Source organism: Burkholderia sp. Ac-20353 (genome assembly GCF_017104785.1).
In the GTDB taxonomy this organism is placed as follows: Bacteria; Pseudomonadota; Gammaproteobacteria; order Burkholderiales; family Burkholderiaceae; genus Burkholderia.
In genome coordinates this window covers 1-14,066 of record NZ_JAAGPL010000213.1, presented here as the reverse complement: position 1 = coordinate 14,066, position 14,066 = coordinate 1, and the positions used below count along the sequence as shown (strand labels likewise).

Below are 14,066 nucleotides of genomic sequence, written 5' to 3'. Positions count from 1 at the left end.
GCGTGCGCGGCGCGTAGTGCGCCTTCAGCGTGCCGGATGCGCGCGGCGCGGTCGCGTCGCTGCCGTCCGGCAGCCGCGGCGCGCAGCCAAGCACGTCGGCGATCTGCTGCGGGCTCACGTGGCCCGGACGCAGCAGCGCCGGGAAGCCGCGCGACAGGTCGAGGATCGTCGATTCGATGCCGACTTCCGACGGCCCGCCGTCGAGCACGTGCACCGTATCGCCGAATTCGTCGCGCACGTGCTGCGCGGTCGTCGGGCTCACTTGCCCGAAGCGGTTCGCGGACGGCGCGGCAACGCCGCCGTGCCCGCCGCGCCGTGCGCTGAACTCGGCGAGCAACGCCTGCGCGACCGGATGCGACGGGCAGCGCAGGCCGACCGAGTCCTGGCCGCCACTCACTGCGTCCGGAATGCGCGGATGGCGCTTCAGGATCAGCGTCAGCGGGCCCGGCCAGAAGGCGTCGATCAGCTTCCGGGCGTCGTCGGGCAGGCTTTCGACCCACCAGCCGGGATCCCCGGCCGGCGGCAGGTGCACGATCACCGGATGATTCGCGGGCCGGCCCTTCGCCGCGTAGATGCGCGCGACGGCGTCGGGATTCGCCGCGTCGCCGCCGAGCCCGTAGACGGTTTCGGTCGGAAACGCGACGAGCTCGCCCGCATCGAGCAGCGCGGCGGCTGCGTCGATCTGCTCGCGCGTCACGGATTTCGGAAGATCGCTGGACATCGGCACGGCTCTCAGTCGAGCGGCACGCGCAGCAGCTGCGCGCACGCAGTGGCCGCGCCGAACGCTTCGTCGCGCGTCGCGGCCGTGAAGTTCACGTGGCCCATCTTGCGGCCAACCCGCGCCTCTTCCTTGCCGTACAGGTGCAGATGCGCGGCCGGCATCGCGGCGACCTGGTCCCACGGCGGCGTGACGGACGGGTTCGCGCCGCCGTCCGGGAACCACACGTCGCCGAGGATGTTCAGCATCGCGGCCGGCGAGTGTTGGCGCGGATTGCCGAGCGGCATGCGTGTCATCGCGCGCACCTGCTGCTCGAACTGGCTCGTCGCGCACGCATCGACCGTGTAGTGGCCGGAATTGTGCGGACGCGGCGCCATCTCGTTCGCGACGAACGAGCCGTCGTCGAGCACGAAGAACTCGACGCACAGCACGCCGACGTAGCCGAGCGTGTCGGCGATCCGCACCGCGGCCTGCTGCGCCATTTCGACGAGCGCGGCGTCTGCGGCCGGCGCGGGCACGACCGTCAGCGACAGGATGCCGTTGTGGTGGGTGTTCTGCGCGAGCGGGAACGCGGCCGAGCGGCCGTCGGCGCCGCGCGCGATCAGCGCCGACACCTCGTACTTCAGCGGCAGGCGCTTCTCCAGCACGCACGGCACGCCGGCGAGCGCCGCGTGCGCATCGCGCGCTTCCTGCACGGTGCTCACCCGCACCTGCCCCTTGCCGTCGTAGCCGAGACGCGCGGTCTTCAGGATGCCTGGCAGCACCGCGTCGAGCGCGGCATCGTCGAGCGCGGCGAGTGCCGCCGCGGACTCGATCACGACGTGCGGCGCGACCGGCACGCCGGACGCTTCGATGAACCGCTTCTCCGCGATCCGGTCCTGCGCGACCGCAACGCAGCGGCCGGCCGGCGCGACGAAGGTCGTGCGCGCGAGGAACTCGAGGCTCGCGGCCGGCACGTTCTCGAACTCGGTCGACACCGCTTCGCACAGCGCCGCCAGCTCGGCGAGCGCGGCTTCGTCGTCGTACGCCGCGCGCAGGTGGCGGTCGGCAACCGTGCCGGCGGGGCTCGTCGGATCGGGATCGAGCACGGCGACGCGATAGCCCATCGATTGCGCGGCAAAGCAGAACATGCGGCCGAGCTGGCCGCCGCCGACCATGCCCAGCCAGGCGCCGGGCAGGATCGGGGAAGTGGATTGAGGAGTGGTCATGTCAGTGGTCGGTCACGGCGGGCATCGCGCCCGCCGCAGTGAGGACAATCCGGGTCTGGCGACCCGTTTGTCGGGCAGCCCTGGTCCGGGGGCGGCCCGTTGCGTTCATTCCAGCGGCGGCAGCACCATCGCGTGCGCGGCTTCGTTCTGGCGCACGCGGAATGCGGCAAGCCGGTTCGCGTAGTCGACCGACGTGCCCGACAGGATCGATACCGCGAACAGTGCCGCGTTCGCCGCGCCGGCCTCGCCGATCGCGAAGGTCGCGACGGGCACGCCCTTCGGCATCTGCACGATCGAGTGCAGCGAATCGACGCCCTTCAGGTACTTGCTCGCGACCGGCACGCCGAGCACGGGCACCGTCGTCTTCGCGGCGAGCATGCCCGGCAGGTGCGCGGCGCCGCCAGCGCCGGCGATGATCGCGCGCAGGCCGCGCTCGCGCGCCTTCTCCGCATAGTCGAACATCTCGTCGGGCATCCGGTGCGCGGACACGACCTTCGCCTCGTACGGCACGCCGAACTCCTGCAGGATGGCCACGGCGTGCTTCATCACGTCCCAGTCGGAACTCGAACCCATCAGCACGCCGACGAGCGGCGCGCTGTGCGTGTGGGCGGTCTGGACTTCACTCATTTCTGCGTTCCTCTGTCGACCGGAGTCAGCGCTTTACCCCGGTCCCATGCAAAGCTCGCTCAGGCGAGCGGCTGGCCCGTGATGCGCTCGAGCGCTTCCTGATACTTCGCGGCCGTCTTCTCGACGACGTCGGCCGGCAGCGCCGGCGCGGGCGCCGTCTTGCCCCACGGCTGCGCCTCGAGCCAGTCGCGCACGAACTGCTTGTCGAACGACGGCGGGTTCGTGCCGACCTGGTACTGGTCGGCCGGCCAGAAGCGCGACGAGTCGGCCGTCAGCGCTTCGTCCATCAGGTACAGCTTGCCGTGGTTGTCGAGGCCGAATTCGAACTTGGTATCGGCGATGATGATGCCGCGCGTCGCCGCGTAGTCGGCCGCTTCCTTGTACAGCTTGATCGAGATGTCGCGGATCGTCGCGGCCAGCTCGGTGCCGATGCGGCGCTCGGTTTCCTCGAACGTGATGTTCTCGTCATGCTCGCCCATCTCGGCCTTCGCGGCCGGCGTGAAGATCGGCTCGGGCAGCTTCTGCGCGTTCTGCAGGCCTTCCGGCAGCTTGACGCCGCACACGGCGCCGCTCGCCTGGTATTCCTTCCAGCCGCTGCCGGCCAGGTAGCCGCGCACGACGGCTTCGATCAGGATCGGCTCGAGACGCTTGACGACCACCGCGCGGCCCTTCACCTGCTCGACCTCGTCGGCCGCGACGACCGACTCCGGCGCGTCGCCCGTCAGGTGGTTCGGGACGATGTGCGCGAGCTTGTCGAACCAGAAGTTCGCCATCTGGTTCAGCACGCGGCCCTTGTTCGGAATCGGCTCGCCCATGATCACGTCGAATGCCGACAGGCGGTCGGTCGTGACGATCAGGAGCTTGTCGTTGCCGACCGCGTAGTTGTCGCGGACCTTGCCACGGCCGAGAAGCGGCAGCGAGCGGAGCGTGGATTCGTAAAGGGTAGACATCGTCTTTTCGCAGATAAGGAGCCAAACAAAAAGGGAAACGCCGTTCCCCGCGGCAGGCGGGAACGGCGGCCTTGCAATACGTCGGCGAACCGGCCGGGCGACAGCGCCCGGGCGGTTGCCGGCCGGCCCTCGTTTCGGCCGGACGGAACGGCTGCCCGGGGCCGGATCAGATCCGGGCGGACAGCCTTGCCTTTGCCTTTCGGCGCGGCAATCGTACTACAGTCTCAGCGCACGACCTGCGCGAGCTCGCCCGCCTTGTACTTCTCGGCGATCTTGTCGAGCGAAACCGGCTTGATCTTCGCGGCCTGGCCTTCGCAGCCGAACGCGAGGTAGCGATCGACGCAAACCTTCTTCGCGGCTTCGCGCGCGGGCTTCAGGTAGTCGCGCGGATCGAACTTGCCCGGGTTCTCGAACAGGTAGCGGCGGATCGCACCGGTGATCGCGAGACGCAGGTCGGTGTCGATGTTGATCTTGCGCACGCCGTGCTTGATGCCTTCCTGGATTTCCTCGACCGGCACGCCGTAGGTTTCCTTCATGTCGCCGCCGAACTGGCGGATTTCTTCCAGCAGCTCCTGCGGCACCGACGACGAACCGTGCATCACGAGGTGCGTGTTCGGAATGCGCGCGTGGATTTCCTTGATGCGCTGGATCGACAGGATGTCGCCCGTCGGCTTCTTCGAGAACTTGTACGCGCCGTGCGACGTGCCGATCGCGATCGCGAGCGCGTCACACTGCGTGAGCTTCACGAAGTCGGCGGCCTGCTCCGGATCGGTCAGCAGCTGTTCGCGGGTCATCGTGCCCTCGGCGCCGTGGCCGTCTTCCTTGTCGCCCTTCATCGTCTCGAGCGAGCCGAGCACGCCGAGTTCGGCCTCGACCGTCACGCCGATCGAGTGTGCCATCTCGACGACCTTGCGCGATACGTCGACGTTGTACTCGTACGACGCGACCGTCTTGCCGTCCGCCTCGAGCGAACCGTCCATCATCACGCTGGTGAAGCCGCTGCGGATCGCCGCCATGCAGACCGCCGGCGACTGGCCGTGGTCCTGGTGCATCACGACCGGGATGTGCGGATACGACTCGACCGCCGCTTCGATCAGGTGGCGCAGGAACGGCTCGCCCGCATACTTACGCGCACCGGCCGACGCCTGCATGATCACGGGTGCGCCGACCTGGTCCGCCGCCGCCATGATCGCCTGGACCTGCTCCAGGTTGTTCACGTTGAATGCCGGCAGGCCGTAGCCGTGCTCAGCCGCGTGGTCCAGCAATTGACGCATTGATACGAGAGGCATTGTGGAACTCCTTGGAATGAAAAGCGGTGCGCGCTGTATGCCGGCGCAGCCTGGCCCCGTGGAACTCAGGGGCGGACCGGCGCGGCTGGGCGTCGAATAGCGGCATTTTATCGCGAAGCGCCCGCGAATCCGACCGCCTGGCGGCGCTCACTCGCATTTTGTTACGTTCGCACGGCACAATACCGACAAAATAAAGAAAAAAACCGCGCAGGGCTTCAGACCCCGCGCGGCTTTCGTCACAAAACAGTGCCCGATCGAATCGGGCTGCCGGCCGGCTCAGTAGTGCTCGCCGACCCGCACGATCTTCAGCGTATTGGTGCCGCCCGCCTGCCCCATCGGCTCGCCGACGGTCAGCACGACCATGTCGCCACGCGCAACGAGCCCGCGCTGGACGATCAGCTCGATCGCCTGCTGCAGCGCGCCGTCGCGGTCGCTGTTGAAGTCGACGTGCAGCGGCGTCACGTTGCGGAACAGCGCCATCGCACGCTCGCTGCCGACCCGCGGCGTCAGCGCGAAGATCGGCACGTGCGTGTAGTGGCGCGACATCCACAGCGCGGTCGCGCCCGATTCCGTCAGCGCGACGATCGCCTTCGCACCGAGGTGGTACGCGGTAAACAGCGCGCCCATCGCGATCGACTGGTCGATCCGCGTGAACGTGCGGTCGAGGAAATCCTTGTCGAGTTCGACGTGCTCGGACTTCTCGGCCTCGACGCAGACGGCCGCCATCGCCTCGATCGTCACGACCGGGTACTTGCCCGCGGCCGTCTCGGCCGACAGCATCACCGCGTCGGTGCCGTCGAGCACCGCGTTCGCGACGTCCGACACTTCGGCGCGGGTCGGCACCGGCGCGTGGATCATCGATTCCATCATCTGCGTCGCGGTGATCACGAGCTTGTTCGATTCGCGCGCCATCCGGATCATGCGCTTCTGCAGCGCCGGCACGGCCGCGTTGCCGACTTCGACGGCCAGGTCGCCGCGCGCGACCATGATGCCGTCCGACGCGTCGAGGATGCTCTGCAGCGCCGGAATCGCCTCCGCGCGCTCGATCTTCGCGATCATCTTCGGCTTGATGCCGTACGGCGCGCCCGCGATGTTCGCGAGCTGACGCGCCATTTCCATGTCGGTCGCGTTCTTCGGGAACGACACCGCCACCAGGTCCGCGCCGAGCGACATCGCGGTGCGGATGTCTTCCATGTCCTTCGCGGTCAGCGCCGGCGCCGACAGCCCGCCGCCCTGGCGGTTGATCCCCTTGTTGTTCGACAGCTCGCCGCCCACCTTGACGATCGTGTGGATCTCGTCGCCGAGCACGCGCTCGACGGTCAGCACGATCAGGCCGTCGTTCAGCAGCAGCAGGTCGCCCGTCCGCAGGTCGCGCGGCAGCTCCTTGTAATCGAGGCCGACGCGTTCGTCGTTACCCAGCTCGCAGCCTGCGTCGAGGATGAAGGCCTGGCCCGGCTCGAGTGTGGTCTTGCCGTTCTCGAACTTGCCGACGCGGATCTTCGGCCCCTGGAGGTCCGCCATGATCGCGATCTCGCGGCCGACCTTGCGGGCGGCCTCGCGCACCATCTCGGCGCGCTGGCGGTGATCATCGGCGGTGCCGTGCGAAAAATTGAGCCGCACGACGTCGAGGCCCGCCTGCATCATCTGCAGCAGAATCTCCGGCGAACTGGAAGCCGGGCCGATCGTGGCGACTATCTTGGTGGCGCGCTGCATGAAACTCCTCATCTGGATCAAGGTGGATGCGCTGGGTGAAACGCTGCGAGAGCCGGATGCGGCAGGCCCAGCGGCGGCCGCTCCGGGGGGCGCGCCGGTGCTTGCGCCCGGCGTCGCTTTGTTCTGAATCTCGTGTTGCAGCACGGCTGCGTCGCCGGCAGCCGCCAGTGCGCGCGGGGTGGCGTTCGCCCGCTCGGGCGCGCCGCGGTTGCCACGGTTACCGCGTTTGCGATCGCCCGCGCCGGCCGTCGGCTCCGCCTTCGCGGAGCGCGCGGCCTTCGTCACCCCTGCGCGCGCCGCCACGCTCAGGCCGCCCGCGTTTCCAGCACTTCCACCGCCGGCAGCTTCTTCCCCTCGAGGAACTCGAGGAAGGCGCCGCCGCCCGTCGAGATGTAGCTGACCTGGTCGTGGATGCCGTACTTCGCGATGGCCGCGAGCGTGTCGCCGCCGCCCGCGATCGAGAACGCGGACGATTTGGCGATCGCGTCGGCGAGCGTCTTGGTGCCGTTGCCGAACTGGTCGAACTCGAACACGCCGACCGGGCCGTTCCAGACGATCGTGCCGGCCTTCTCGAGCTGGCTCGCGAGCGCCTTGGCCGTTTCCGGCCCGATGTCGAGGATCATGTCGTCCGCTTCGATGTCCGCGACCTTCTTCACGGTTGCAACGGCGGTCGGCGAGAATTCCTTCGCGGTGACGACGTCGGTCGGGATCGGCACCGACGCGCCGCGCTTGCGCGCTTCGTCGATGATCGCCTTCGCGTCGTCGACGAGATCGACTTCCGCGAGCGACTTGCCGATCGACAGGCCGGCCGCGAGCATGAACGTGTTCGCGATGCCGCCGCCGACGATCAGCTGGTCGACCTTCTCCGCGAGCGACTTCAGGATCGTCAGCTTGGTCGACACCTTCGAACCGGCGACGATCGCCACCAGCGGGCGCGCCGGGGCGCCGAGCGCCTTGCCGAGCGCGTCGAGTTCAGCGGCGAGCAGCGGGCCCGCGCACGCGATGGGCGCGTACTTCGCGATGCCGTGCGTCGTCGCCTCGGCGCGATGCGCGGTGCCGAACGCGTCGTTCACGTACACGTCGCAAAGCTTCGCCATCGTCTGCGCGAGCTCGTCCGAGTTCTTCTTCTCGCCCTTGTTCACGCGGCAGTTCTCGAGCAGCACGACCTGGCCCGGCGCGACGTTCACGCCGTTCTCGACCCAGTTCGCGACGAGCGGCACGTCGCGGCCGAGCAGCTCGGCGAGCCGCGTCGCGACCGGCGCGAGCGAGTCTTCCGGCTTGAATTCGCCTTCGGTCGGGCGGCCGAGGTGCGACGTGACCATCACCGCCGCGCCGGCATCGAGCGCGGCCTGGATGGCCGGCACCGACGCGCGCACGCGGGTGTCTTCGGTGATGTTGCCGTTGTCGTCCTGCGGGACGTTCAGGTCAGCGCGGATGAATACGCGTTTGCCGGCGAGCTGGCCGGCGGCGATCAGGTCGGTAAGACGCTTGACTTGGCTCATGTTGGACAGATTGAAGTAGTGGATGGGGAAAGGGGGATCACGCAACACGTGCGCGGGCTGCCGCTGGGAGCGCCGGATGCGGGCCGTGGCTGACGGTTCCGCATGACGCGCACGGGTAAAAAATCTGGAACGGGCATTCTAGCCGATCCATCCGGCAGGCTGCCCGCATGGCGGCGAATTCCGCCTATTTGGGATGACGTCGGATATTGCATCGCAACAAGCCGCCCTCGCACGTCAGACGACCAGTCGCAGCACGGTATATACGAGCATCCCGACGACGATCGTGCCGAGCATGCTGCGCCGCCACATGAACCAGCCGAAGCCGGCGAGCGCCGCATAGAACTGATGATTGGCGAGCGAGAACGACAGCCCGGCCGGGGTTTCGAGCACGTCGGGCAGCACGACCGCGGCGAGCGCCGCCGCGGGCGCGTAGCGCAGCGCGCGCTGCACGCGCTCGGGCAGCACGGTGCGCTCGCCGCCGATCAGGAACAGCGCACGGGTGACGGCCGTGACGAGCGTCATCCCGACGATCACGATCCAGATCTCGGCGGCGCTCATTCGACCTCCTTCTGCTGCACGGTCTCGGTGCGGATGCGGCGCCAGTCGGCCCGCTCGACGAAAAAATCGGCGGTGCAGCCGGCCGCAAGCGCGGCCAGCACCGCGAGCGGCAGTGCGAGCCGGTACGGCAGGTCGAACGCGATCAGCGACACGACGCCGGCGACCGCGACGGCCGCGAGCGTCGAGCGGTTCGCGACCGCCGACACCATGATCGGGATCAGGGCGAGCGTGCCGGCGAGCTCGAGCCCCCAGCTCGCGGGAAAGATACTCGCGAGCAGGATCCCCGCGAGCGACGACACCTGCCACGACAGCCAGCTCGACAGCGCCATCCCCCAGAAATATGCCTCCTTGCCGGGCACGTAGCCGTTCGCGAAGCCCTGTTTCTGGAACAGCAGGTAGATCACGTCGCCATTGAAATAGCCGATCGCAAGGCGCCGCCACAGCGGCAGGTACGAGAAATGGGGCGCGAGCCCGGCGCTGAAGATCACGAAGCGCGTGTTGACCATCGCGGCGGTGAGCAGCACGGTCCAGATCGGCAGTTTCGCGGCGAGCAGCGGCAGCACCGCGAGCTGCGACGAGCCCGCGTAGACGAGCAGCGACATCGCGCTCGCCTGCCCGATCGTCATCACCGACTTGCTCATCGCGATGCCGGTGACGAGCCCCCAGGACAGGATGGCCATCAGCGTGGGCGAATAGTCGCGTGCGCCCTGGAGCAGCGCGAAGCGGTCGGTGGCGGACAGTCGAGCGAGCATGGGGAAAGCGCCGCGGCGGGCGGATTGCCGGGGTGCCGGCGTCTCCTGCCGGCCTGCCCCGTCGTGATTGGAATCGGTGCCGGACGATTATAGCGTCGTGCCCTCGCCGACCGACCGGGTTGTCGCCAAAAGACGCTAAAATAAGCGTCTTTCCGGCTCAACGCTGCACACAACCGCACCCGACAGGAGAATCCTATGTCAATGGCCGACCGCGACGGCAAGATCTGGATGGACGGCACGCTGATCGACTGGCGCGACGCCAAGATCCACGTGCTGACCCATACGCTGCACTACGGCATGGGCGTCTTCGAAGGCGTGCGCGCATACAAGACGGCCGACGGCAGCACCGCGATCTTCCGCCTGCACGAGCACACGAAGCGCCTGCTGAACTCCGCGAAGATCTTCCAGATGGACGTGCCGTTCGACCAGGAAACGCTCGAAGCCGCGCAGCGCGACGTCGTGCGCGAGAACAAGCTCGAGTCGTGCTATCTGCGCCCGATCATCTGGGTCGGCTCGGAAAAGCTCGGCGTGTCCGCGAAGGGCAACACGATCCACGTCGCGATCGCCGCATGGCCGTGGGGTGCGTACCTCGGCGAGGAAGGCCTCGCGAAGGGCATCCGCGTGAAGACGTCGTCGTTCACGCGTCACCACGTGAACGTGTCGATGGTGCGTGCGAAAGCGTCGGGCTGGTACGTGAACTCGATCCTCGCGAACCAGGAAGCGACCGCCGACGGCTACGACGAGGCGCTGCTGCTCGACGTCGACGGCTACGTGTCGGAAGGCTCGGGCGAGAACTTCTTCCTCGTGAACCGCGGCAAGCTGTTCACGCCGGATCTCGCGTCGTGCCTCGACGGCATCACGCGCGACACGATCATCACGCTCGCGAAGGACGCCGGCATCGAGGTGATCGAGAAGCGCATCACGCGCGACGAGGTCTACACGGCCGACGAGGCGTTCTTCACGGGCACCGCGGCCGAAGTCACGCCGATCCGCGAGCTGGACAACCGGACGATCGGCAGCGGCGCACGCGGCCCCGTCACGGAAAAGCTGCAATCGGCATTTTTCGATATCGTGTCGGGCAAGAACGCGAAGTACGCGCACTGGCTGACGAAGATCTGAACGCGCATCGCGCGAATGCCCCACCCAGAGTAAAAACGAGAAAGCCCCATGAGTGAAATCAAGGAAATGCCGCTGGTCGAGCTGACGGCCAAGGATCTTCCCGCCTACTGCCCGAACCCGGCGATGGCACGCTGGAGCGCGCACCCGCGCGTGTTCATCGACGTGTCGCACGGCGAGGCGCGCTGCCCGTACTGCGGCACGCGCTACAAGCTGCGCGACGGCGAAGTCGTCAAGGGCCATTGAGCCCGGACGGCCCGGACGCCCGGCCCGAGCGGATCGCCCGCGCGGCCCGGCTGAACGGACCCACGTCCTGCATGGCGGCGCAGCCGGCTGACCGGCGCGCCGCCGTTTCCCATTCTGGCAACCCGAACGCGGCGCCCGCGCGCCGTGTTTCATTACGACATCGGAAATCGACCTGATGCGTCGAGCGCTGGTTATCGCACCGAACTGGATCGGTGACGCATTGATGGCGCAGCCGCTCTTTGCGCTGCTGAAGAAACTCCATCCCCGCATCGCGATCGATGCCGTCGCGCCCACGTGGGTCGCGCCGGTGCTCGAGCGGATGCCGGAGATCCACGATGTCTACGCGACCGATCTCGCGCACGGCAAGCTGCAGTTGCTGCGCCGCTGGCAGCTCGCGAGCGACCTGCGCGACAACGGCTACGACGCGGCTTACGTGCTGCCGAATTCGCTGAAGTCGGCGGTGATCCCGTGGCTCGCGAACATCCCGCTGCGGATCGGCTATACGGGCGAGTATCGCTACGGGCTCTTGAACGTACGGCATGCGAACCCGGACAAGGCACACGGCGAGCGGCCGCCGATGACGGGCCACTACGCGGCGCTGGCGTACGCGCCGGGCGCGAAGCTGCCCGAGTCGATGAAAACCCTGCCCCCGCCGCGCCTCGACGCCGACCTGAATGAAACGGCGCGCGTGTCCGCACGTTTCAATCTCGATACACGGATGCCGCTCGTCGTGTTCTGCCCGGGCGCCGAATACGGCCCGGCCAAGCGCTGGCCGCCCGAGCACTTCGCGGCGCTCGCGAAGATCGTCCACCAGTCGTTCCCGTATACGCAGATCGTCGCGCTCGGCTCGCAGAAGGACGCCGCGGCCGCGCAGGCGATCGCCGAACACGCGCCGCACGTGCGCAACCTGTGCGGGCAGACGTCGCTCACCGAGGCATGCGCGCTGATCGCGCGCGCGAACGCGGTCGTCACCAACGATTCGGGGCTGATGCACGTCGCCGCCGCGCTGCGCCGGCCGCTGGTCGCGCTGTACGGCTCGACGGATCCGCGTCATACCCCTCCGCTGTCGGAGCTGGCGAAGGTACAATGGTTGCATCTCGAATGCAGTCCCTGCTTCGAGCGCGAGTGTCCGCTCGGCCACCTGAAGTGCCTGCGCGAACTCGGCCCGGAGCAGGTATTCGGCGATTTGCGCGGCATGCTCGTCGGGCAGCGCTGACCCTTTCCGGCAGCGTCGCGAGGCGCGCGCCGGGCAATCCGATTCACCGGTGTGCGGCGGCCTGATGGCCGCCGTGCTGAATACGGCGCGCGACGCGCGCGAGAGAACAACCCGATGCCACGTTTTGCCCGCCTCTTCGAAGCCGCCGCCGATACGCTCAACGCCTACTACCAGGCCATCGCCGATGCCAATCTCGATGCGCTGATGGCCCTGTGGATCGACGAGGATTTCGCCAGCTGCATCTGGGCGGACGGCGCGCATCTGCATGGCCTCGACCAGATCCGCAGCGGCCTCGGCGCACGGCTGTCCACGCAGCCCGTGACGATCGAGCCGCTCGACATTCGCGTGTACGACAGCCTCGGCACCGTCGTCTACACGATCGCCGAAGCGCATCAGCAGGCCGACCTCACTGCCGAGCCCGACATGGTGTTCGCGACGTACGTGATGATTCACGAACGCGGCGAATGGCGCATCGCGCACATCCATGCGAGCCCGATCCCCGAACAGGCGGCCGGGCAGTTCGCCGCCAAGATCCGCCACGGGCAAGGCCCGCTGCATTGAATGACTTGACGAAGACGCAGGGCGATCATGAGTACGGCTTCTCCGCCCACCTCGCTTGCCGGGGCCCACGCCCCTGACGACGACACACAGCGCTATCGCGCTCCACGCTGGCTGCCGAACAGCCATGCCCAAACCATCGTGCCGGCGCTGTTCGCGCGACGACCGGTCGTCGCGTACCGGCGAGAGCGATGGGAAACACCCGACCACGACTTCATCGATCTCGACTGGGTCGCGCATCTCGACAGCGCGGCGCCGCCGCCCGATGCGCCGCTGTTCGTGCTGTTCCATGGCCTCGAAGGCAGCTCCGGCTCGCACTACGCGCTCGCGCTGATGGCCGCCGCGCGCGCGAAGGGCTGGCACGGCGTCGTGCCGCACTTTCGCAGCTGCAGCGGCGAGATGAACCGCCGGCCGCGCTTCTATCACCTCGCAGACAGCGCCGAGGTCGACTGGATCCTCAGGCGCCTCGCCGCGCAGCATCGCGGGCCGCTCGTCGTGGCCGGCGTGTCGCTTGGCGGCAACGTGCTGCTGCGCTGGCTCGGCGAGCACCGCAGCGACACGTCGATCGTGCGCGCCGCCGCCGCGATCTCGACGCCGCTCGACGTGCATGCGGGCGGCCGCGCGCTGTCGCAGGGTTTCGCGAAGATCTACACGCGCAGCTTCCTGAAGACGTTGAAGCACAAGGCGCTCGTGAAGCTCGACCAGTTTCCCGGCTTGTTCGACCGCGACGCGATGCTGAAGGCCGTGACGATGCACGACTTCGACGACATCGTCACCGCGCCGCTGCACGGCTTCGCCGACGCGAACGACTACTGGACGCAGGCGACCACCCGCCCGCTGCTCCCGGCCATCGACGTGCCGACGCTGATCCTCAACGCCCGCAACGATCCGTTCCTGCCCGCGTCGGCGCTGCCCGGCCCGGCGGACGTGTCGCCCTCCGTCGAGCTCGACCAGCCCGCGGACGGCGGCCATGCGGGATTCATGACCGGGCCGTTCCCCGGCCGCCTCGACTGGCTGTCGGTGCGGGTGTTCGGCTATTGCTCCAGATTCGTCGACCATGGATGACATCGTCAAACAGGCACTCGCGAAGTGGCCAAACGTGCCGCACTGCACCGGCTGGCTGCTGCTCGACCGGCGCGGCGACTGGCGCCTGCGCGACGACGCCGCGCAGGCCGCCGGCGAGCTCGGCTCGCCGATCCGCCACGCCGCGCTGATCGCGTTCATCGCCCGCAACTACGAAGCCGACGAGCACGGCCAGTGGTTCTTCCAGAACGGGCCGCAGCGCGTGTACGTCGAACTCGCGTATACGCCGTGGATCGTGCGGCTCGCCGAACGCGACGGCCAGTTGACGCTCGTCGACCAGGCCAGCCAGCCGTTCGAGCCGGACGAAGCATGGCTCGACGACGCGGGCGGCGTGCTGTTTCGCGACGCCGGCAGCCCGCCGCGCGTCGCCGTGCTGCACGACCACGATCTCGGGCTGTTCGCCGACCACGCGGATCTCGACGCGACGCCGCCCGTGCTGCGCTGGCGCGACGGCCGCACGCTGCCGCTCGGCGACATCGCGCGCGCCGACGTGCCCGCACGCTTCGGTTTCGTCGCGAGCCCGGCCGGGC

At 68.3% G+C, this 14,066-nt stretch carries 16 protein-coding genes; 7 read left to right on the top strand and 9 right to left on the bottom strand.

Annotated elements, in window-relative coordinates; genetic code table 11:
* From G3N94_RS34605 to pyk, 6 genes are all read right to left on the bottom strand, one after another.
* Positions 1–721 (bottom strand): L-threonylcarbamoyladenylate synthase (locus G3N94_RS34605; RefSeq protein WP_205798427.1); only part of this gene is annotated, 721 nt, incomplete at its 3' end.
* An 11-nt stretch (positions 722–732) separates the two neighbouring features.
* The gene (locus G3N94_RS34600) at positions 733–1,926 is read right to left on the bottom strand and encodes a 5-(carboxyamino)imidazole ribonucleotide synthase (RefSeq protein WP_205798425.1); all 1,194 of its coding nucleotides are present in this window, start codon (positions 1,924–1,926) and stop codon (positions 733–735) included.
* A gap of 105 nt (positions 1,927–2,031) precedes the next feature.
* Positions 2,032–2,553, bottom strand: a complete 522-nt coding sequence (gene purE / locus G3N94_RS34595; protein WP_006413303.1) for a 5-(carboxyamino)imidazole ribonucleotide mutase — start codon at positions 2,551–2,553, stop codon at positions 2,032–2,034.
* 59 nt (positions 2,554–2,612) lie between these two features.
* On the bottom strand, positions 2,613–3,503 hold the full coding sequence (locus G3N94_RS34590; protein WP_124598209.1) for a phosphoribosylaminoimidazolesuccinocarboxamide synthase: 891 nt from the start codon (positions 3,501–3,503) through the stop codon (positions 2,613–2,615).
* Positions 3,504–3,727: 224 nt separating this feature from the next.
* Positions 3,728–4,792 carry a class II fructose-bisphosphate aldolase gene (gene fba, locus G3N94_RS34585; protein ID WP_084905231.1) on the bottom strand — a complete coding sequence of 355 codons (1,065 nt, stop codon included), beginning with the start codon at positions 4,790–4,792 and terminating at the stop codon, positions 3,728–3,730.
* Positions 4,793–5,068: 276 nt separating this feature from the next.
* A complete protein-coding gene (gene pyk, locus G3N94_RS34580; protein WP_205798424.1) occupies positions 5,069–6,505 on the bottom strand; it encodes a pyruvate kinase in 1,437 nt (478 codons plus the stop codon).
* Between pyk and G3N94_RS43050 the strand changes: the two genes are divergently transcribed.
* A complete protein-coding gene (locus G3N94_RS43050) occupies positions 6,504–6,632 on the top strand; it encodes a hypothetical protein (protein ID WP_256250499.1) in 129 nt (42 codons plus the stop codon). The two genes, pyk and G3N94_RS43050, sit on opposite strands and share 2 nt — an antisense overlap.
* A 178-nt stretch (positions 6,633–6,810) precedes the next feature.
* Here the strand turns inward: G3N94_RS43050 and G3N94_RS34575 are convergent, their stop codons facing one another.
* From G3N94_RS34575 to G3N94_RS34565, 3 genes are all read right to left on the bottom strand, one after another.
* Complete coding sequence (locus tag G3N94_RS34575; RefSeq protein ID WP_205798422.1) at positions 6,811–8,007, bottom strand: phosphoglycerate kinase; 1,197 nt, start codon at positions 8,005–8,007, stop codon at positions 6,811–6,813.
* Between the two features lie 234 nt (positions 8,008–8,241).
* Positions 8,242–8,565, bottom strand: coding sequence for an AzlD domain-containing protein (locus tag G3N94_RS34570; RefSeq protein ID WP_205798420.1), 324 nt, complete (start codon positions 8,563–8,565; stop codon positions 8,242–8,244).
* Entirely contained in the window at positions 8,562–9,317 is a 756-nt protein-coding gene (locus G3N94_RS34565; protein ID WP_205798418.1) for an AzlC family ABC transporter permease, read from the bottom strand. Before G3N94_RS34565 ends, G3N94_RS34570 begins: the two co-directional genes overlap by 4 nt.
* Before the next feature lie 195 nt (positions 9,318–9,512).
* On the opposite strand from G3N94_RS34565, the gene G3N94_RS34560 reads away from it, so the two are divergent.
* The 6 genes from G3N94_RS34560 to G3N94_RS34535 all read left to right on the top strand — a co-directional run.
* Positions 9,513–10,436, top strand: coding sequence for a branched-chain amino acid transaminase (locus G3N94_RS34560; RefSeq protein ID WP_205798416.1), 924 nt, complete (start codon positions 9,513–9,515; stop codon positions 10,434–10,436).
* A 48-nt stretch (positions 10,437–10,484) separates the two neighbouring features.
* Positions 10,485–10,679: a zinc-finger domain-containing protein gene (locus G3N94_RS34555; RefSeq protein WP_006749970.1), complete on the top strand. Its 195-nt coding sequence runs from the start codon at positions 10,485–10,487 to the stop codon at positions 10,677–10,679.
* 175 nt (positions 10,680–10,854) lie between these two features.
* Positions 10,855–11,895, top strand: coding sequence for a lipopolysaccharide heptosyltransferase II (gene waaF / locus G3N94_RS34550; RefSeq protein WP_205798414.1), 1,041 nt, complete (start codon positions 10,855–10,857; stop codon positions 11,893–11,895).
* A gap of 114 nt (positions 11,896–12,009) precedes the next feature.
* Positions 12,010–12,456 carry a nuclear transport factor 2 family protein gene (locus G3N94_RS34545; RefSeq protein WP_124598201.1) on the top strand — a complete coding sequence of 149 codons (447 nt, stop codon included), beginning with the start codon at positions 12,010–12,012 and terminating at the stop codon, positions 12,454–12,456.
* A 27-nt stretch (positions 12,457–12,483) separates the two neighbouring features.
* A complete protein-coding gene (locus G3N94_RS34540; protein ID WP_205798412.1) occupies positions 12,484–13,518 on the top strand; it encodes a hydrolase in 1,035 nt (344 codons plus the stop codon).
* Positions 13,511–14,066: DUF2946 family protein (locus G3N94_RS34535; protein WP_205798409.1), on the top strand; the 556-nt coding region annotated here is incomplete at its 3' end. The genes G3N94_RS34540 and G3N94_RS34535, both read left to right, overlap by 8 nt.